The sequence below is a fragment of the Lichenicola cladoniae genome (assembly GCF_013201075.1).
In the GTDB taxonomy this organism is placed as follows: Bacteria; Pseudomonadota; Alphaproteobacteria; order Acetobacterales; family Acetobacteraceae; genus Lichenicola; species Lichenicola cladoniae.
The window spans coordinates 4,050,232-4,070,374 of sequence record NZ_CP053708.1; the positions used below are offsets into that span (position 1 = coordinate 4,050,232).

General features: G+C 64.7%; 17 protein-coding genes. 6 read left to right on the forward strand and 11 right to left on the reverse strand.

Annotated features, from left to right (window positions below):
* The first annotated feature begins 28 nt into the window (after positions 1-28).
* Entirely contained in the window at positions 29-1,090 is a 1,062-nt protein-coding gene (locus tag HN018_RS18285) for an acyltransferase (protein WP_171835182.1), read from the forward strand.
* 36 nt (positions 1,091-1,126) lie between these two features.
* Here HN018_RS18285 and HN018_RS18290 read toward each other — a convergent pair whose 3' ends face one another.
* From HN018_RS18290 to HN018_RS18325, 8 genes are all read right to left on the reverse strand, one after another.
* On the reverse strand, positions 1,127-2,518 hold the full coding sequence (locus HN018_RS18290) for a glycosyltransferase family 87 protein (protein WP_171835181.1): 1,392 nt from the start codon (positions 2,516-2,518) through the stop codon (positions 1,127-1,129).
* On the reverse strand, positions 2,515-4,107 hold the full coding sequence (locus HN018_RS18295; protein ID WP_171835180.1) for a hypothetical protein: 1,593 nt from the start codon (positions 4,105-4,107) through the stop codon (positions 2,515-2,517). The genes HN018_RS18290 and HN018_RS18295 overlap by 4 nt, the downstream gene beginning before the upstream one ends.
* A complete protein-coding gene (locus tag HN018_RS18300; RefSeq protein WP_171835179.1) occupies positions 4,100-5,383 on the reverse strand; it encodes a lipopolysaccharide biosynthesis protein in 1,284 nt (427 codons plus the stop codon). The genes HN018_RS18295 and HN018_RS18300 overlap by 8 nt, the downstream gene beginning before the upstream one ends.
* Before the next feature lie 32 nt (positions 5,384-5,415).
* Entirely contained in the window at positions 5,416-6,576 is a 1,161-nt protein-coding gene (locus tag HN018_RS18305) for a glycoside hydrolase family 5 protein (RefSeq protein WP_171835178.1), read from the reverse strand.
* A gap of 26 nt (positions 6,577-6,602) precedes the next feature.
* The gene (locus HN018_RS18310) at positions 6,603-7,736 is read right to left on the reverse strand and encodes a glycosyltransferase family 2 protein (protein ID WP_171835177.1); all 1,134 of its coding nucleotides are present in this window, start codon (positions 7,734-7,736) and stop codon (positions 6,603-6,605) included.
* Positions 7,736-9,277 carry a hypothetical protein gene (locus HN018_RS18315; RefSeq protein ID WP_171835176.1) on the reverse strand — a complete coding sequence of 514 codons (1,542 nt, stop codon included), beginning with the start codon at positions 9,275-9,277 and terminating at the stop codon, positions 7,736-7,738. Before HN018_RS18315 ends, HN018_RS18310 begins: the two co-directional genes overlap by 1 nt.
* A gap of 77 nt (positions 9,278-9,354) precedes the next feature.
* Entirely contained in the window at positions 9,355-11,568 is a 2,214-nt protein-coding gene (locus tag HN018_RS18320; RefSeq protein WP_171835175.1) for a GumC family protein, read from the reverse strand.
* Positions 11,568-12,446 (reverse strand): WecB/TagA/CpsF family glycosyltransferase, encoded by an 879-nt coding sequence (locus HN018_RS18325; RefSeq protein WP_171835174.1) that lies wholly within the window; start codon positions 12,444-12,446, stop codon positions 11,568-11,570. The genes HN018_RS18320 and HN018_RS18325 overlap by 1 nt, the downstream gene beginning before the upstream one ends.
* Positions 12,447-12,804: 358 nt before the next feature.
* Here HN018_RS18325 and HN018_RS18330 point away from each other — a divergent pair, with 358 nt between their 5' ends.
* On the forward strand, positions 12,805-13,737 hold the full coding sequence (locus HN018_RS18330) for a ribose-phosphate pyrophosphokinase (protein ID WP_171835173.1): 933 nt from the start codon (positions 12,805-12,807) through the stop codon (positions 13,735-13,737).
* A 76-nt stretch (positions 13,738-13,813) separates the two neighbouring features.
* Positions 13,814-14,389, forward strand: a complete 576-nt coding sequence (locus HN018_RS18335) for a YqaA family protein (RefSeq protein ID WP_171835197.1) — start codon at positions 13,814-13,816, stop codon at positions 14,387-14,389.
* 37 nt (positions 14,390-14,426) lie between these two features.
* On the opposite strand, the gene HN018_RS29430 is transcribed toward HN018_RS18335, so the two are convergent.
* The 3 genes from HN018_RS29430 to HN018_RS18350 all read right to left on the reverse strand — a co-directional run bounded on the left by HN018_RS29430 (position 14,427) and on the right by HN018_RS18350 (position 18,445).
* Positions 14,427-15,452 carry a LuxR C-terminal-related transcriptional regulator gene (locus tag HN018_RS29430; protein ID WP_408886726.1) on the reverse strand — a complete coding sequence of 342 codons (1,026 nt, stop codon included), beginning with the start codon at positions 15,450-15,452 and terminating at the stop codon, positions 14,427-14,429.
* Positions 15,453-15,908: 456 nt separating this feature from the next.
* The gene (locus HN018_RS18345) at positions 15,909-17,426 is read right to left on the reverse strand and encodes an undecaprenyl-phosphate glucose phosphotransferase (protein WP_171835172.1); all 1,518 of its coding nucleotides are present in this window, start codon (positions 17,424-17,426) and stop codon (positions 15,909-15,911) included.
* Positions 17,427-17,434: 8 nt separating this feature from the next.
* Positions 17,435-18,445, reverse strand: a complete 1,011-nt coding sequence (locus HN018_RS18350; protein WP_171835171.1) for a glycosyltransferase family protein — start codon at positions 18,443-18,445, stop codon at positions 17,435-17,437.
* A gap of 250 nt (positions 18,446-18,695) precedes the next feature.
* Between HN018_RS18350 and HN018_RS18355 the strand changes: the two genes are divergently transcribed.
* From HN018_RS18355 to HN018_RS18365, 3 genes are all read left to right on the forward strand, one after another.
* A complete protein-coding gene (locus HN018_RS18355) occupies positions 18,696-19,313 on the forward strand; it encodes an endonuclease/exonuclease/phosphatase family protein (protein ID WP_171835170.1) in 618 nt (205 codons plus the stop codon).
* Between the two features lie 118 nt (positions 19,314-19,431).
* On the forward strand, positions 19,432-19,809 hold the full coding sequence (locus HN018_RS18360; protein ID WP_171835169.1) for a hypothetical protein: 378 nt from the start codon (positions 19,432-19,434) through the stop codon (positions 19,807-19,809).
* Between the two features lie 124 nt (positions 19,810-19,933).
* Positions 19,934-20,131: a hypervirulence associated TUDOR domain-containing protein gene (locus HN018_RS18365; protein WP_239478812.1), complete on the forward strand. Its 198-nt coding sequence runs from the start codon at positions 19,934-19,936 to the stop codon at positions 20,129-20,131.
* The last annotated feature ends 12 nt before the right edge of the window (positions 20,132-20,143 follow it).

Consider the following 20,143-nt stretch of genomic DNA (forward strand, 5'->3'; position numbering starts at 1 on the left):
GCACCAGTCCTGGAAATAGGCCTCTTTCATGACAGCGACGAAAATGCACAGCCTCGATCTGAACGACCGCGTCGACGCGGATCCCTCCGGAGTCGCTATCCGCCCGGTCGTCGAGCCTCGGAAGATCAAGCCGAAGCCGCCCCGCAACGAAGGTATCGACGCCTTCCGATATGTCTGTGCGGCAGTGGTGATCCTGTTCCACACGTTGCCGTCGAAGCCGCCTGTACCGGTCTGGGCTGCAGATCTTGCGACGATCTGTTTCATCGCCGTCCCGTTCTTTTTCGTCTCGAGCGGCTACTTCCTGCACGCTGCCGATCGATTCAATATCGGGCTTGTCGTCCGGCCTCTGCGTCGTCTCCTCCCGATCTACCTGTTCTGGATGCTGGCGTACGGTCTGCTCCTGAAGCTCTTGCCGGTACATGCCTGGTCCTTTTCCGCGCGGGACCTGCTTTGGGGTGGGCCGGCCTACCATTTATGGTTCATACCGGCACTCGCCCTGGCGCTGGCATTTGTCGGGGTCGGGATGAGCACGGTCGGGCCGAAGCTCACCGGTATCGCCTGTCTGCTGCTCGCATGCATCGCAGTGACCCGCGGCGCCTACCATGATGTGCTTGGCCTTGCCGGAACGGCGTCCACCCATGACGGGCAGCTCGCGGCGCCGCTTTACATCTATATCGGCATGATGATCAGTCGATATCCAGTCGCCATCAGTTGGCGGTGGTGGGCTGGGCTGACTGCACTCGGCGTCACGCTGGCCTTCACGGAGAACAGGCTGATCATCGGGGTATCGGGCACGCCCATGTTCCTGGGGCACGATGTTCTCGTCTCGATGTTTCCCCTCGGGGCGGTCGCGTTCATGCTCGCCAGAACCATCCCGAGATCCTGGTTCATCAGTGTCCTTGCACGCCTCGGTCAGGTCAGCCTCGGCGTCTACTTCGTGCACCTGTTCATCGTCTGGCTGCTTCTGCCCTATATAGGCAACGACAGTCCCTTTCGGGTCATCCTGCTGACCTCCCTGGTAATTGCTCCTTCTACGGGCCTGAGTTTCCTGCTGCAGCGGATCCCGGGACTTCGGCCGTTCGTACTCTAGAGATCTTTTCGATACAGGCGCCGGTTGTCAGCGTGTCTATCGCGCCGCTCGCGGTGCCGCCGGTCTCGAGATCGAGACCAGCACGCCGAGCAACAGCAACGCGCCGATGAACACATAGGATTGCAGGACGTTCAGCCAAGTGGTGCTGAACAGGTTCAGGATCTGCAGGTTGGAGCCCACCAGACACCAGGAGGTGATCAGCATGCCGACAACGATACGGGAATGGGGCACCGAACGCTGTGACAGGATCATGCAGACGGCAACGATATAGATCGGCAGGACGATGCCGTAATGCTGTTCCCAGGCGATCGGCGACGCCATGGTGAAGCACAGGCCGCCGATCGACAGGTCGATCAGTCCCGGACGATGGCGGCGCCCGAGCAGTGCCAGCGTGAACGGAATTGCGGCGAGCAGCAGTCCGCTCAACAGCGTCGGCCAATAGACCGCAGCCAGGAACGGCGGGAAATCGTCGGCATGCCAGTGCAGGTTGTCGCCGTTCGACAGCAGCCGGTTCATCAGACCGTTGACGGACTGGTTGGCACGGAAAGACTCGCCGTGCCGGGACAGGTAGGACAGCACGTCGAGATAATGGATATGGCTGGCAAGGCCGTATCGCGCCACGGACACCATCAGGGCCGCCGCGATCGTCGCGGCAAGGCCGGACGCGAAACGCTGCTCGCGCCAGAGCAGCGCCCAGGGGAGCAACAGCCCGAGCTGCGGCTTGATCGTGCAGGCAAGTCCGATCGCGATGCCGGCGGCGATCTTCCGGTCTTTGCTCCAGAGCAGCAAGGCGCCGGTGAACAGGCAATCGATCCAGAGCTGGATCTGCCCGATCGTGAAGCCATAGATGACCGGCCAGAACACGAAGCAGAGCGCACCGACCAGGACGGCGAGCCGGACGGGCGCCTGCTCGACGAGCGCGGAGGCCGCACCGCGCCGGACGATTTCGCGACACAGCAGGATGCTACCCGCAATGTTGAGCAGGAACACCCCGGCATTCACCCAGTTCAGCGTCGTGGTATCGATCCGGATGAGGTGACGCAGGCCGTCGATCCAGAGCAGGCTGGTCGGCGGATACTGGAATTTCTCGTGCAGATCGAAGAACAACGTCGCATACAACGTGTCGCCGTGCGGACCACGGATGAAGTCGAACGCACGGATCATCGGCGCCCAGGAATCGCTGCGCGTGCTGGGCGAGACGAATCGCACCAGGGCGGCAAGCGCCGTGACCACAGGATTGCCGGTGGAGATACCTCCGAGTGCCAGATTACCGAGCCAGGCGGCGACACCCAGCACGAGCGGCAACCCGAGCATGAGCAGCAGGGCGCGGGCGAGCGCCGCCGCGTGCCGATCCGGCCATGCGACGAGGCGGGACAAGCCCCTTGCCGGCGCGGATACCGCCAGGGCGACGGCGGGGGAGGTTTTCATGGGGACTGCTCCGCAGCGGGGACAATGATCGCGCCGGTCTTGGCTCGAAGCACGACGGTGCGTGACAGATCGATCGGGCCGAGTGCCCGTCTCGCGGCGTCGCGCACCAGGCGGTCGTTGGTATCCGGATCGTGGCCGGGCCAGAGCAGATGCTCGACCCAGAGGATATCGCCGCATGTGCTGGTGGAATTGGGTGGCCGGAAGGTTGCCAGCCCAGCCGCCTGGACAGCGAAGCCGTGGCGGTCGCCGAGATAGCGATAGGCCTGCGACAGGACCGCCGCCTCGTTCGGCAGCGTGCCCGGATACAGGAACTGGAATGCCTCGACCCTGGTGGCCGGGCATCTTGTCACCGCGCCGGCGATCAGTTCGGCCGTGGCATTCCAGCGCGGCTCACGCACCAGCTTCAACCCGGACACGGCGATGAAGGCCGCGGCATTGGCAAGCAGCAGCACGAAGCCCCAGCGTCTGTCGAACAGGATGTCCTTCGCGAGAATGGCCAGGCCGCAGACCATCGCCGCCGAGCAGAGCACCAGATAGCGGTCGATGATGATCGGCGTCTGGAGATTGATGCCGAGCAGGACCAGGGCGGAGCCTGCCGCGAGGCCCGCGAAGATCAGGCCGATCTGCCGATCCCTGCCGATCCCTGCATTTGGGCGGCCTGCCCTGCGTCCGAGCGTCAGGATCGCCGCAACGACGGCGATAAGGCTGCAGCCCACTCCCTTCACGAACGAGCCGGCCACGATCGTGACGGCCTCGCGCACTCCGGTCTCGATCCAGAAATGCCCGCCGGTACGCCCGAGCAGCTGGTGCAACTGGAACATCGTGGTCACGGCCAGCGGGATCGTCGACAGGAACCCGGCCACGCAGAACAGCACGGCGAGCTGCCTCTGCCGGAAGGCCAGCGCGGCCAGCATCAGCCCGGCCAGGCTGATCAGTGCCACGATCGCCGTCACGAAGTGCAGGTTGACGAGCAGCACGCTGGTCACCAGCAGCGCACCGGCCGCCACCCGGCGTGCGGTGGTGCTCAGCTCGAGCTCTCCGCTCAGGAGCGCGTAACCCGAGCCATAGAAGACCAGCCCGAAGCAGAACTGCGCGAAATAGGACCGGTATTCGGCGAGATACGCGGTCATGAAATAGGAGGAGAAGGCCAGCACGGCGTAGGTCGCGAGGAACCGGCGCGCACGCGGCCATTCCATGGCCGCATACACGAACGCACCCAGCAGGCCGAGCAGCGGCAGCAGGTTCTGCAGTCGCCGGATCGTCACCTCCGGCCCGAGCAGACCGGCCAGCAGGCGCGAGAAGGCGGAAAACGCGGGCGGATGAACGTCGGTCAGCCAGCGCTCCTGCAGCGCCTGCTGCCACGGTATCGTCGGGTCGGTGGCCCAGAGGGTCCAGAACTCGTCCAGCCACGGTCCGCGCGTCAGCGCAGCGGCGACGCCGACTGCAATGGACGCGACCACGAGGACGAGGGTCGCGACGATGGCCCAGGCGGGAGGCCCGGCCAGGACGCTCGAACGCGAAGCATTCGACTCTGTCACCGACACTTCGGAGTTACGCCTCAGGCGCTCGGTCAGGATCTGGTCAGACATTGCGCCGGCACTCCCGTGCGAAAAGGAACGCAGCCGCGGCAAGGCCCGCGATCGCTCCGGTCAGTACTGCGGCTGCAGCACCGGGCGCGCCGGCACGGGGGATCAGCGCGAGGGCGGCGATCCCGACGCCGACGCTGCCGACCATGTGCGGCAGATAGGCATCGCGAAAAATGCCGCTGGCCTTCATCGCGCTGGTCAGCATGCCCTCGATGCCGTTGAGCGCGTAGCTCAGCAGGAACACCGGCATCAGCCAGGCGCCGGCATCGAACTTGCCGCGAAACACCAGGTGCATGACCGGACCAGCCACGAACCCGGCGAGCACCACGATCGGCAACGCCGCGGCGGCGTAGAACAAGGCGCGCTGCAGCACGGTCCGGCGCAGCGCGCGCGTACTACCCCGGCCGCGGCGACCGAAATCGACAATCCAGGTCGCCATCAGGGCGCTGTTCAGCTGCACCACCGGCGCGTTGAGCGTGACCACGGCGCGGGTCCCGGCGACGCTGGCCAGCCCCTGGAACAGGGCCAGCACCACATAGATCCCGTCCGAGCGTACCCAGGAAAACCCGGCGGATGCGCTGCCCCAGGGCACGAACGGCGACGTCGCACGGACCAACTCCGCCATCCGGTACGGGCGACCCGGTACGGTCCTCGACAGCAGGATCGCGCAGATGATCGTCGCGCAGACCAGGCTCCAGCCGCTCATCACCACCCAGAGGGCGAACCAGCTGATCGCGCCGGCGAAATACAACACCCAGGCGGTCGCCGTTGCCGCAAAAAGATAGAGCAATCCGACCAGCGCCGAGATCGCCGCGGTCAGGAAGGCCAGGCACAGGCGACGCGCGGTCGCCAGGGTCAGCAGCGCGCAGCCGCAGCCGATCGCGGTGGCGACGCCGAGGCCGAGATCGGGCCGGCCGAGCAGCGTGCCGGTCAGCCAGGCGAGCGCGCCCAGGACCGATGCAACGGCCAGGAGGATGAGATGCGCCCGGACCAGGGTGGTGATGTAGGACCGGAGCCGATCCGGTGCGATCCGTGCGGATTCGACCAGCAGCGGCTCGACGACGACATACCAGTGCAGGACGCTGAGCAGGATGAAGCCGGAGAAGGTGATGCCGAAGCGACCGTACTCGACCGGCGTGAGCCAGTGCGCGAACAGCACGTTGAGAACCAGGTTGGTCAGGGCGAACACTGCCTGGTCGGCCATCAGCCAGCCATACTGGCGCGTCGCCTTCAGCCACAGCTTGGCCGCCGGCCGCTCGGGCGCGACGATGGACTGCATGGACACGAACTCCGACAGGTCTTTCATCGGCATCAGGACCGGCAGAGGCGAAGCGATGTCGCAGCCGAGTTCGAAGCACCACAGCCCTCGACGAGATCGTGGTCGATCCCCCAGCCGCCTTTATATTCCCAGACGGTCCAGCCCATCCCGGCACTTTCCAGCTTGGCGCGCACGATGCCCAGCCATTTCGCACGTGCATCGCGCGGAGTGGCGTTGTTGAACACGCCGAACTCGGTCGAGACCACGACCGCGCTGTTGGTCCGGCTCCATGCGGCGGCGAGGTCGATCTCCCCGGTCATCAGCCCGGCATCGTGGAAATTGTCGCCATACCAGGCAAGTTGGGACCGGAGCGAAGGGTCCGTGCCGGCCGCAACCGCGGCGACGTTACCTGCCTTCGCCGGAAACTCCAGCGACCGGATGGTCCCGTAGCTCGGCACCGACCAGGACGCCGCCTGATGCGTGAAGATCATCGGCGTATAGAAATGGAACGTGTAGGCAACGTTACGGTCGGCAAGTGGCGGAAGGGCAGACAGCGCCGCCGCAGTGCTCCAGGGGCTCGCCGTCGCAATTACCGTGTTTGCCGGCGCGACCGAGCGGATTGCCTGCAGAATATCCGCCTGCATCGCCGCCCACTGTACGCCGTCGGGCAGCTTCGGCTCGTTCAGCATTTCGAAGAAAACATGGTCCGGCGAGGCGGTCGCGTAGCGCGCAGCGAGCTGGCGCCAGACGAGCTTGAGCCGCGTGGCGATCTGCTCGGTCGTCCCGCCTTCGGGCTGCAGGTTCTCGAACGGATGCAGGTCGATGATCACCCCGAGGTCGGCGGCGACCGCGGCACAGACGGTACTGTCGAGGCGCCTCAGCACCGCAGCCTGCCAAGCCGGGGGCACCGGGGCGAACACCAGCGGGGAGACAGGGACGCGGATATGCCTCACCCCGCTGCGCCGGAGACGCGCGAACACGCCCGGCAGATCCGGCTCGCTCCCATCGACGAACAGGTCGGTCATGTTGACGCCCCGGGAGAGACGGTCGCGGCGGGACTTCGGAATGCTGTCGAGCGCCGGCCGGACAGCGGTGGGCGTGTCGGCGAGGCAGGTCAGCGGCGCCGGGATGGTATTCGCCGTGGCAGCCCGGCCCGGTTCGGCCGAAGCGGCAAGACCGAGGACCAGCGTGGCGACGACCGAGGCAAACGCCATTGCGCGTAACCGGACGCACGCTGAACTCACTCGGCTAGGCTCTTGGCGACGACAGGTTCGGCCGCGTCGCCGAGGGCCGGATCGTAGCCCGGCAACACCGGCTGTTCCGAGCAGAACGTTTCGTAGTCGCTGGAGGTGCGGAGCAGCCCCGGCCTGGTCAGGTCCACGCTCGACCGGTAGCGGCGGCTTTCGGGATGGGCAAAGCACAGGTTCGGATCGCCCTTGAGCGCCGACGCATAGCGGCCGTATTCGGAACCGCCATCGAAATGCTGGCCCTGTTCCAGAGCCTTGATGACCCGCCCATGGAAATCGGAAAAGAACTTGTAGTGCAGCAACACGCCGGTGATCGGCGCAAGCCGCAGCGGGGTCGTCTTGTGGTTGCTGATCCAGCGCCGGCCGGGCGCCCCGAGAATGAGCGGCATCTTGGACAGCAGCGGCGGCGACGTGGTTCCGCCGAGCCAGCTTTGCATCGCCAGGGCGCGCCCGATCCGGCTGTCGCGCAGCTTCTTCAGGCCACGCGGCACGGCATAGCCGTAGGCCCCGGACCTGGCGAACCGCGGATAGAACTGCCGGAGGCGGGGACCGCCGACGACCTCGGAGGGCGGAAACGGCGCTGCGCCGAACGGCCGCTTCAACCTGGGGCGGAACCGGTAATCGACATCGAACAGCGGGCACACGTCGTTGAAGCGTTCGCCCCGGAGATAGACGGCCTCCGACACGGGAACAGGCGAATACATGTCCAGCATGAAGGCGAAGACGCCTTCATAGCCGTTGCGTTCGAGATAGTCGCACAGCTTCGGAAGCGGCAGCTTCTCCACGTTCGGATAGACCAGCAGCTCGTCCGCATCCACGAACAGGCACCAATGGCCGGGGCCGTAGGCTTCCAGCAGCGTGTTGATCCAGTCCATTCCGAAGTTGGCGCCGCCGAAATCCGCGCTGGTCGTGAAGACCGAGCAGTCCGGCTGGACACGCAGGTAGTCGGCGCTGGAATCGGTCGAGCGGTCATCGATGATGAAGAACCACTGCACGCCGAGCGAGCGGTAGTACGACAGCAGGTAGGGCAGACGATCGGCCTCGTCCCGCACGCACAGGAAGGCGCGGCATTGCCGCCCCTGCCCGGGAGGCAGCCGATTTGTCAGGGCGCGTAGACCGGTCAGCATCACGTCATCCTATCGAGCGCAGGTTCGTCGCCACCGAGGTTGCTGATGACGATGCCGCCGAACAGCGTCAGCAGACCCAGCGCGTAGGGTGAATAGGCCTCTTCCTGGAAGAAGCCATTGGCCAGGATGACGGCGATCGCGATGAACAGCGTATCGGTCGGCCTGGTCATGATGCCGCGACCACCACCGGCCTGCAGTTTCCTTTTGAACCCGGCGAAGATCGTGATGAAGATCGGCAGGTAGACGACCACCACCGCGACGCCCATCTGGTAGAGCAACACGCCGACGGCACTCTCGAGCGCGAAATCGACGCCGAGCTTCTGCCAGGTCGCCCAGTCCAGCCCTCCGACTCCCAATGCCGAGAGGTTTCCGCCGACGCCGATGCCATGACCTTGCGGCGTCGACATGAAACCATGCAGGCCGCCCAGGAAGCCGATGACATGGAAATCGGAGTTGGCGATGCCGGTGCGGATGCCGAACCCGACATAGGCGACCAGCAGCACGACGGATGCCAGCAGGACCATGAGCCGGTTGCGCGTGACGATCCACAACGTCGCGAGACAGATGGTTGCCAGCAGCATCAGGAGCGGGCCCTTGATGCCCGCCATCACCAGCAGGGCGATCGCGAGGAAGACGATCTCGAACCGGCGAAGAGTCATCGCCACGATCGCGGTGACGCCGACCACATAGGCGTAGCTCACCGCATGCATGTTCGGTCCGAAGCTGCGGATCGAGAGATGATCACCGGATCCGCCGGTAATGTTGAACCAGGTGACGATACGCGCCCGCACCAGTTCGTCGACGCTGCGCATGATGGGGCCGGTTCCGTCGGGCAACGCGTTCTTGAAGTTCCAGAAATCGATCGCGCCGATCGCCTGGTAGTACTCGACGGGAACGACCAGCTCCGCAAGATCGACGGCGACGCCGAACACGATCGAGACCAGGAAGATGATCGCGAACGTCCGGTAGCTCCACCGGCGGCCAAGGTCGAGCCCGACCAGGAGTGCCAGCAGCATCGCCGAACTGTTGCGCAGGTAGGTGATGGCCGAACCCGGGGACGATTTCAGCATTCCGTAGGCGGTGTAGGCGAGCATCACGACGATCGCGATGCAGATCCAGCGTGTCAGGATGGTGGCGGTGCTGCCGGCGCCGCCCGGTCGTGCCATGCGGATGAAGGCCACGGCCGACAGGCAGACGACTGCCGCGAACGCCAGCCCCTGAACCGTCTGGAAGGCGGCATGGTCGAGGCCGAACCGGGAGAATACGGCGAGGAACCAGTTCTGGTAGAGCAGCACCTGCAGGAAGACCGTCGCCCCGGCGAGCGGGCGTTTCGCGAACAGCACCAGCAGCCCGGTCAGGCCGAAAATCAGCGCCACCGAGCCGAACGCGCAGACGAGCAGCATCTGCATGCCGAGCAGCACGAACGAAGCGAGCTGCCACATCACCGCATACCGGAGCGCCTGCCCGGTGGACATCTCCACGACCCGGCCGGTCGAGACCCATTGCGTCGAGACCGGGTAGCCGGCCCAGGCCTCGGCCATGCGCCTGGTTTCCGCGCGGCTGGTCGTCGGGCGCGGGGCCGGCCTTATCAAGGCTTCCCGAGGGAGCGTGCGAAGGCTCATCGCGCGGCGAGTCCAAGGAGCTGATGATACTTCCGGCCATGCCGCAGCATCGCCTGGGACGTGGCATCGCCATATTTGGCATGCTTGGCCAGGTCGACCTGCGAGACCACCACCTGCAGGCCACGTGCCCGGATATCCGAGAGTTGCCGGAGTGCCGCCTTGATCGCCGACGCAGGAGTGTGACCCCAGCGGACCAGCAACAAGGTGGCTTCCACACTGGACGCCAGCAGCCCGGCATCGGAACTGACCAGCATCGGTGGGGAGTCGAGGATCACCAGGTCGTACTCCGCCTCGGCCTGCGCCATGAAGCGGTCGAAGGGCATCTGCGTCAGCAACCGGATCGGCGCCCTGTCCGCACGTCCGGCGGTAATGATGTCGAGGTTTGGAAGATGCTTGATTGCCGCATCGTTCATCGTGACATCGCCGCGGATGATGTCTGCGAGCCCGGCGGCGCCGGCGTGCTGGCCGACCGTCGTGGTGAGCGAGGACCGGTACAGGTCGGCATCGACGATCAACACGCGCTGGCCGCGTTCGGCGGCGGCCATTCCCAGCAGCCGCGAGCAGGTCGTCTTGCCTTCACGCGGCACCGCGGACGTCACCAGAACGCTGCGCGGAAGCTTGCCGTCCTGCGACCCGGCGAGACGCGCCCAGAGCACTGCCGCAGCATCCTGCAGCGTCTCCTGCTGCCGTTGCTCGGAGTGCCGCCGCAGAAAGGGGACGATGCCGAGCGGGCTGAAGCCGAGCAGCCGCTCGAAGCTCTCCGGTGTCCTCAGGCCTTTCGCCAGCATCTCACGCAGGGCGACCGCCGCCGAGGCCATGATGAGCCCGAGCACCAGTCCGGCCAGCACGATCAGGCTGCGATTGGGGGATGACGGACGGTCCGTGGGAACAGCCCAGGACAGCACCCGCACATTGATGCGGGGGAAGTTGAACTGGGGATCGGTCTCTTTGGAGCGCGTCAGGAAGGTCTGGTAGAAGGCGCTGTCCACCGCGGCCTCGCGCTCCTTGGCCTGCAGCCCGGTCTGGAGCGTGTCGGCCTGCTCGACGTGCAGACGGGCCTCGGCCATGCGTGCCGCCGTGGCGGCCCGGCTTGCCGACGCCATTTCATTGGCGCTCTGCAGGCTATGGATCAGCCGGCTCGTCTCGGCGGCGATCTGCGATCGGATGTCGCGGATCCGGGCATCGATCCCGATCTCGATCGGATGCGCATCGCCCAGCTGCGAACTGAGTTCGGCATTCTCCACGGTGAGCCGCGCTTCCTGCGCCCGAAGCTGCTGGATCACCGGGGAGTTCAGGACGGTGGAAACCTGTTGCGGTCCGGCACGGCTCGCATCGGCCAGCGCGACCGCGGCATCGGTCTGCCGGGCTTGGGCCGCGGTGAGCTGGGTGCTGACTTCGCCCACTTCCTGCTCGACGAGCAGCGAGTCTCGGCTGCGAAGCAACCCATGCTGGGTCTTGTACAACCCGACCGCCGCCGATGACGCGTCGGCCTTGTTCTTGAGCACGAGGAGCCGCTGGTCGATCCAGCTGTTTGCCAGGCGGGTCTGCTCGTCACGGATCCGCCCATGCTCGGCCATGTAGAGGTCGGCCATCGTGTTGACGATCGCAGCGGCGGTACGAGGATCGCCCGAGGTGAAGGCGATGCGGATCGCACGAGCCCGGCCGAGCGGGCCGACCACGAGGTGATTCTTGATGGACGCAACCACGTCGTTCATCGCCCGGTGGCCCGGTGCGACGGGACGCGCAGCTGCCCAGGAGGCAGGAAGCCTGTAGCCGAACAGGGCGGTCGGCATCGCCTCGAGCAGGCCGTGGCGAAGGGCCGGATTGAACTCAGGATTATCGACCAGCTTCAGCCGGTTGGCGACCTGCTCGATGAACTCGCGCGAATACAGTATCTCGAGCTCGGTGGCGATCGCTTCCGCGTCCGCTCTGGTGTCGGTCAGCATCTCGTTCAGCGTGACCGCCTCCGGCTGGCTGGTCTCGATCACGACGGTGCTGGAGGATGTATATTGTCCCGGCAGATACTTCGCGACGACGACGCTGCTAGCCGTAACCAGCAGCAGCGTGGCCGCGAACACGTACTTGTGCCGTGCCACGACGCGATAGATGTCGCGCGGGATGCTGGTCTCGGTTGCCAGAAGCGGTGACTCCGCACGCCACGAAAAATCCGAGAGCGGTATGGAGTTCGGCGCGAGCATCTTGGATGGCATCAGGGTATTGCTCCGGTTCCTATTGCGTCCCTCGATGGCAACTCGATTGACTGGGATGGCCTGATCTCCGTGAGGCGATCGGACCTTCTACGCAACGACATTTGACAGGCCGCGAGGACGACAGCCACGACAAAGGGTGGGTAGTCCAGAAGGTAACGGCGCCACAGGCGCCGAGGCTCCTTCGCAAGCCGGTAGGCCCAGCGAAGGTTCAGCCTGTCGATCCAGGCCGGATAATAGTCCATTCCGCCGTTCAGCTGGTCGAGATATCCGCCACAGGTAAAGCCGCAGCCCGTCCAACCCGCGCCCTTGAGAGCGAGCAGCATCTTCTCCTGGTGATCCGACCCCATCCCGCAGATGACGATGTCCGGATCGAGCGCGACCAGCTTCCGCGTCCTGACATCGGTGTCGCCGTAGCCGTGGAATGCACCGACGAACCGGAGCATTGGAAACGCGTCGGCGAGCCGCTGCATCGCCTGTTCCGCCGAACCCGGCTCTCCGCCGACGAGCGCTACGGTATAGCCGTACTGCTCGGCCAGACCGAGCAGCTTCGGAGCGAGGGACGTCGTGTCGAAGCTTATCCTGGCCGCCGGGATATGGTGGATCAGCCGGACGGCAAGGCTCAGCCCTGATCCGTCGGGAAGGACCGCATCGAACGCGGCAAGCCGGTCGGCATAACCTGGCCGGCTGGTTGCGACTGCGCACGAGGACGGATTGACGAACGTGACCAGATACGGCGTTCGCGAAGCGAGATTGCGCGCGACGGCATCGAGAACGCCTGTTGTATCAAAGGTCGCGTCGACCGGTAAACCGAGGGTCCGCGTTCGACGCAGGCCGGACACGGAACCCGATGCGGTCTGCGTTGTTATGATGTCCAACATCGTCGTCCCTGGCTTGAAAAGAACCGGCGTCCGCTCATCGCGATGGACGCACAGGCCGACTGCACAGAGACCACACATCAGTTCGGAATCGTCGGGCGATAAAGGCGCATAATCCTATGCACTTTATGTCGCGTGGCATCCCTATGGATTAGGCCACACGCGCTTCCTGACGGCTGCGCGCGCCGGAACCATGGTCCGTCTATTATTTTCCGGACATCGATACCGAATCACGATTGTCATTTCGATGAGTCAACTGCTACGGAATGCGTCGATATGACCCCATGTAAAGCGGCGTCTTCTTCGTCGCGCCGGATGGCGTAGCAAAACGCATCCGGCCAGGAACAGGACACCTCGATCCATGAAGATCGTCGCAGGCAACGGAAATATCCCTCTTGCCCAGGCCGTGGCTTCCGCGCTGGAGCTTCCACTGACCAAGGCGATCGTCCGGCGGTTCGCCGACATGGAGATATTCGTCGAGATCCAGGAAAACGTCCGTGGCCAGGATGTCTTCGTGATCCAGAGCACGTCCTATCCGGCGAACGACAACCTGATGGAACTGCTGATCATGCTGGACGCGCTCAGGCGTGGCTCGGCGCGCAGGATCACGGCGGTCATTCCGTATTTCGGATATGCCAGGCAGGACAGGAAGTCGTCGCCGCGCAGTCCGATCAGCGCGAAGCTGGTCGCGAACCTGCTGACCGAGGCAGGCGCAAACCGGATCCTGACGCTGGACCTGCATGCCAGCCAGATCCAGGGCTTCTTCGATATCCCGGTCGACAACCTCTATGCGGCGCCGCTGTTTGCCGAAGACGCCAAGAAACGCTTTCTCACGCGCGAGATGATGATCGTGTCGCCCGATGTCGGCGGTGTGATTCGGGCCCGGGAGCTCGCGCGACGACTGGAAACCGATCTCGCGATCATCGACAAGCGTCGGGAGCGGGCGGGAGTGTCCGAGGTGATGAACGTCATCGGCGACGTTTACGGCCGGGACTGCATCCTGGTCGACGATATCTGCGACAGCGGCGGAACACTCTGCAACGCGGCGGCGGCATTGCAACGCAACGGTGCAAGATCCATCAATGCCTATATCACCCACGGCGTCCTGTCCGCGGGTGCTGTCGAACGGGTGGCGTCCTCGGTGTTCAGCATGATGACCATCACCGACAGCATCGTCGCGACGGAAGCCACCCGGACGGCGTCGAACATCAGGCAGGCAACGATCGCGCCACTGCTTGCAGAGGCCATGCGTCGCATCGCCGACGAGAGCTCGGTCAGTTCGCTGTTCGACTAGCCGGCTGCTCCAAGAATATACGGCCAAGGTCGGGATAAGGAAGATCATGGATTTCGCTGCAGCAGGATCCTCGTCGGTGCTCGAGCGTCTCTACGCGCGAACCCTTGCTCTCGCAGCCACGAGACGAGCGCCTCTGTGGCTGGCGTTGATCGCGGTGGCCGAGGGCAGCTTCTTTCCGGTCCCGCCGGACGTCCTGCTGATCCCGATGGTGCTGGCGCGACGGGATCTGGCCTGGCGCCTTGCAGGATTATGCACGCTGGCCAGCCTGTGCGGCGGAACCATCGGCTGGCTCATCGGCGCGGAGGCAATCCGACTGGCGGCTGGCGTCATCCATTTCTATCATGCGGAGGCCGCACTCGCGCTCTACGTGCACCGCTTTGCCCAGTACGGGTTCAGCGTCATTCTCCTGAAGGGTCTCACTCCAATACCCTACAAGATCATCGCGATTGCTGCCGGGGCTGCCCACTACAGCCTGCCCCTGTTCCTGCTGGCCAGCCTGATCACCCGTGGGTTCCGCTTCTTCCTGCTTGCCGGGCTGCTCCATCGCTTCGGCGCACCGATCCAGACATTCATCGAGCGCCGGCTGACGATCCTCGCACTCGGGTTCGCAATCCTGATCGTGGCCGGCATCCTGGTAGCTGTGCGTGTGTAGGGCGTGGCCGACGGGGGTGTTTACGACGGCGTGCCCGTCACATCGGCAGGGAACTGATCGCGGCGGCCATCGAAGGCAGGACCGCGACGATCTCGGACGGGATGGACTGCTGCATGAGCAGGCCGTCTTCGACCGAAAGGTCCGTCCGCAGGGACAGCGCAGCAAGCGCCGGGTCGGCAACTCCTTGGCGAGCGGTCATGGTCTGGTTGAGACCCCAGATCGCGGCCTGGGTGCGATTGCTTACGTTGATCTTCCGGAGCAGCCCCTTGATGTGGACCTTGACCGTCGCTTCCGCGATGTCGAGCCTGCGGGCGATCATCTTGTTCGCGCAGCCCTCGACGAGACACTGCAGGATCTGCGTCTCCCGGTCCGAAAGGCCGAGGTTGCGCGCAACGACCGGGCGGGTCCGGTCGAGGAGCGACGCTGCATCGGCGGCCGCGAACACGCCGGCACAGACGATGGTTTCCTCGCTGCCAGGCAGGGGTGCCGTCGGTTGGACAAACCGCGTATGAGTTGCCACGACGGCTCGACGATCCGGCATGGCTTGCGCGTCCCACACCGTCATATCGCCGAATTCGCGACAGGCCGCGAACACCTCGGACGCCACCGCGAGCGGCAGAACATGCTGGCCAAGCATGACCAGGATCAAAGCGGCCCGGAATGCCTCGCCGGAGATATCCTTCAGGATAATCCCATCCACTCCGCACAGCACGGCCGCGACCAGGTCGGCCGGGGTGCACGCCGGCATCAGGAGGACGATCTTGGTCCTGGGATCGCGTTTCCGGGTGGCGCGGATCGTGGCGAGCTGCGGCTCGACGCTGCGTTGCGGATCGAGGCTGCAGATCACCATGTCGACCGGATCGTCCTCAGCCCGGTTGGCCGTGACGAACGCCTCGTCGATGTCGGCGGTCGCGGCAACGACATGGAACGAAGAGCCGTGAAGGATACCGGTCAGTCCCTCCCTGAACAGACGGGTGTTGTCGACCAGGATCACCTCGTAACGATCGGTACGTCGTGGGGTGGGGAGCATGATCGCGGTTGCACCTCCAACGAGGGTCTTCATAAGCGGCTTCTCCAGATGGTGTCGGGCATGCGTCCGGCAGATGCATGTACCGACGGTCGGCTTCAGGCAGTGTCGGTTTTCAGATGATAGTTTTACGATCGAATCGTAATAACATGGTCTATTCGGATGCTTTGATTGAAAGCCGACTAAGCAAGTCAACGGGATGTGACCGTCTGTGGAAGTCTATCGCGAGGTATAGATCCGCTTTGCGTTTCGATTCTTCAATGACGTTCTTTTCTGTAACCTAGAATTTCTTAAGGTCCGCAACTTGTTACGAGATCGCTTCATCAACTAGGATGTCGTCAGTCATTCTGACAAGAACTAATTCAAAGTTGATGGTTTATTAGCGAATAAGCTACTCGACGCTTAGGTGGGGCGTGCTTTGCCTTTAAAGGCTCGCTCGGCGGCCACAGCCGGTCGCTCAGTGAGCCGGAACCGCCCGGCAGACTGGTGCGCCTAGTACGCCTGACGGTGGAACAGGACGCCGAAGGCGGTCTGGATGATGATCCTGAGGTCGAACATCAAGGACCAGCGCTGGATATAGGCAAGGTCGAACTCGATACGTTTCTGCATCTTTTCCAGCGTATCGGTCTCGCCGCGTAGCCCGTTCACCTGGGCCCAGCCGGTGATCCCCGGCTGCACGCGATGCCGGCCGAGGTAGTCGTCGATCAGGGCCGCATACTGGGCATTGTGGGCGATCGCATGCGGACGCGGCCCAACCAGCGACATCTCCCCACGCAGCACGTTGAAGAGCTGCGGCAATTCGTCGAGGCTGGATTTCCGCAGATACCGGCCCAGCCGGGTCACGCGCTGGTCGTTTCGGGACGCCTGGATCACTTCCGCATCGTCCGGGATCGGCCGGTGCACCATGCTTCGGAATTTGTAGACGGTAATGGGGTTGTTGTTGAAGCCGAGGCGCTTCTGCCGGAACAAGGCCGGACCCGGGCTGTCGAGCCTGACGGACGCGGCGATCAGCAGCATCACCGGCGAGAGTGCCGCCAGCATCAGGCATCCGAGTATCAGATCCTCGAGCCGCTTGAAGACGACGTCCCAGCCCGGCAGCGGCCTCCGGCAGACCACGAGCGTCGGATTGCCCATCATCAGTTCGGCCTGGCAATGTGGGCCCACGAATGCCGGCGGCAGCAACGGGCACAGGCGTACCGTGGTCGGGATGCTCGACAGTTTCCGCAAGGTCTCCTGGAGCATCGGACTGCCGGGCCAGGAGGTCGTCACCACCACATCGTCGATACGGAACAACTGGGACAGCGCGATCAGGTCATCGACCGAGGACACGCGGGTACCCGGCGTCGGCGGGACCGCCGAGGCGGAAAAGACCCCGAGCAGCCGGGCCTCCCGGGTGGAATCGTGCTGGAGCTGCTGGGCGAGAACATGCCCGGTGCCGTCCAGGTCGACGACCGCCACCATCCTGGCGAACCGCCCCTGCCGGCGCCAGCGTCCGAGCTCGCGCACCGCGAAGATTCGCACCAGGCTCAACCCGGTCAGGCCGATCGCGAACCACAACGCGACCCATAGGCGGGGGTAGGTCGCGGAAATCCGCAGCAGGTAGGCTGCGACCAGCAGCATGACGATGGTCAGCGTCCAGCTCCGGAGCACCTCGATCAGCTGGGACGACAGCCGCGCCGTGGTTTCCCGCGCATCGACCGTGCCTCCGTGCATCAGCTTGAACATGATGAGGATGGCGAGACTGGCGGCGGTGCCGACATGCAGCATCGGGAACACGAGACCGAAGCGGATGAGCGACGCCACCGCGCAGGCAAGCCCGATGACGATCGCGTCGCCGACGACGACAATCCCCTTGAAGAACCTGACCGGATCGAGCGACGAGGTCAGCGCGCGTGCATCCGCCTGCGCATCGTGCCATTCCGCACCATCGTGCAGCCGGTGCTGCGGCGCCCGGTGGGCCATGTTGACGACCATGGAGTCGGCCGGCATCGAATTGAGATGAGTGCGCATGGACCGGATCAGCCGAGCTTAGTGACCGGTGGTGCCGCGAAGATATTCGGCTCGGCACGGCCGGGCGATTTGCGGGCCTCGATGACCATCTCGATTGTCCGCACCAAGCGTGTATCGAAACGATGCCGTTCCAGCCGGCGGATCCGCGCGCGCGCCTCATGACGCATATCGTCCAGCGTTTCGGTCGAGCGGGTCATGATATGGGTGAGCGCGGCAAGCAGGCCAGTCGGCTGCTGGCTGTCGAACGCGATGCCGCTGACCCCGTGCTCGAGCACTGCGCTGTCGACGCAGCGATGCTGGTCGAAGATCACGATCAGGCCGCTTGCCATCGCTTCCGCAAACAGGCCGCTGGAGAATTCGTCGTGCGAAAGGCCGTCGATCAGGATGCCGGATCGACCGAACTCCCGGGCAGCCTCGACATTCGTCATCGGGCCCGGAAAGGACTGGAGCAGATTAGGCGGCAGCGACTGGGCGGCCAGCACGCCCTGGAGGTCGCCGCTGCCAATCCAGCAAACGTCGATACGGCGATCCGGATGATGCTCGGCCCACAGCGCGGCACTCTGCAGGATATGGAGCGCGTTGCCCGCGGGGCGCAACTCGCCACGGACCACGATCCGGTAGGCGTCGCCGGCATCGCGTCGCGGCGACTGGCCGAGGAACGCATCGAATTCGTAAGGGCCCGGCATGTTGAACACGGCAGCACTCGAGCCACGTGCAACGGCAATGGCTGCCGCCGTCGACTCGTCGGTGGTGAACACCGCATCGGCAAGCCGCAGCGCCGCACGCTGGACGAGTTGCCAGGGTCTCGGTGCACCCGTCGACCAGACCAGCAGCGTTGCCCGCTGGTTCAGGAAGCGGTGGAGGATGGCGGCGGATGCCGACAGCTTCGGCTTCCCGACAAGCAGCACGGGCCGGCGCAGGCGCATCGAAACCAGCAGCGGAATCGTTATGGTGTCATAACTTCCAGGAGCCGCCTCGAAGCGCAGGTTCCGGACAGGCGTGGCCGCGGTTTGTAGCATGACGCACTCCTTCGTGGCCCGGCGTATCGAGGTTCGACACGTTCTGTGCAGAGTTCCCTAGCATGGAGAAACTCCGAAACCTGTCGTTCCATCGGCGTTAGTCCGGTTGATACGGCGATGGAGTCCGTGGTGCGCAACCAAGGCTGCAGGGCTTCTATCCTTGTGGATTAGCCCCCGTCGGTCGCCGACGCTGGTGACACCTCCGGATGCGGCGTGCCACCCTGTCCGGCATGCAGGGGATGAACCGCCGATGTTGATCCTGAGCTGGAACCTGCTGATGCGCGCAGGGGCGGGAACCGAAGATATTTGCCGGCTGGTCGACACCCATCGCCCCGATCTCGTGCTGCTTCAGGAGGCCACGACCGCGATCGATCGTCTTCCCGAACTGCTCGGCGGACAGTACGTCCGCCGGGCCATGCCGGGACGCAGCCATGGGCTGGCAGCCTGGAGCGAGAGCCCGTTCACGACCGAGACGGTCTCACTGCCGGCGGCCGGACGGCTCGATATCCCGGTCCCGATCTTCCGGTCGATCGCGCCCCGGATCGCACTGGTGGTCCGTATCCCCGGAGTGGACATCGCAAACGTGCATCTCGATCACGGCCAGTGGGCCAACCGGCGTCAGCTCCGGCATCTCCTGGTATCCTGCCCGGGGATCGGCATGGTGATCGGTGACTACAACGCGCTCGGGACCACCACCCTTCCCGGCTTCTCCGATGTCGGACCGCGACGCCCGACCCATACCGCCTACGGCGTCATACCGGTCAGGCTCGACCGATGCCTCTCTCGTGGCGGGCAGGTCGCGCGTTCGACCGCGCTGGCACGCGGCAACTCCGACCATCGCCCGATCCTGGTCGGGTTCGCCGCCTGAGCTCGTCCGGCAGTGCGGTTTGACACGGGATTGCACTCAGGCAGCATTGCAGGGACGCCGGTAGCGACCTCATCCCCGAAATGGGGGTGGACCCGAAATCCGGCCGAGGACGGCAGGCATGAGCGACGAACAGCAGTATGACGACGATGACGGCCCGACCGCGAGCCTGATCGAGACGACGGCGCTCGAACTGAGCGACAAGGCCGACTGGCGCCGAAAGAAGGCGCAGCAATACCCGGACGACGAGCGCAACCTCGATGCTGCCGAGCTGCTGGATCGGCTGGCCGGCGAGGTGCTGGCGCTCGAGGGATTGCCGGCTGCCGGGACCTTCGAGACGGAGTACGAGGCGATCTTCGCCGACGATGACGACCACCGGCCCCGGGAGATCATGCGGCTGTGGGCCGAGTACCGGGCGGGCATCGGGTTCCGGATCTTCCCGGACACCGGCGAGGGCATCCTCCGGGATCTGATCGAGCTGGCCAGGTCCGCGCCATAGAGGGTCGGGGCCTCCCCCTAGCGACTTACGGGTCTTAAATTTGGTGCCGGATCCGGTCAAACCGGATGGCACGTCCATGAGTTCTGGATCGGTAACATACCGGGAGGCTGCCATGGCTCCGTCCATGAAGAAGGGCGACAAGGTCAAGTGGACGTCGGCGCAGGGCGAGATCGAGGGGACGGTCGAGAAGACCGTGACCAGCACCACCAAGATCAAGGGTCATACTGCCAAGGCGACCAAAAAAAAGCCGGAGATCTTGGTCAAGAGCGACAAGAGCGGCAAGCAGGCGGTGCACAAGCCGGACGAGCTAAAGAAGCGTTGATCGGCGATCGGG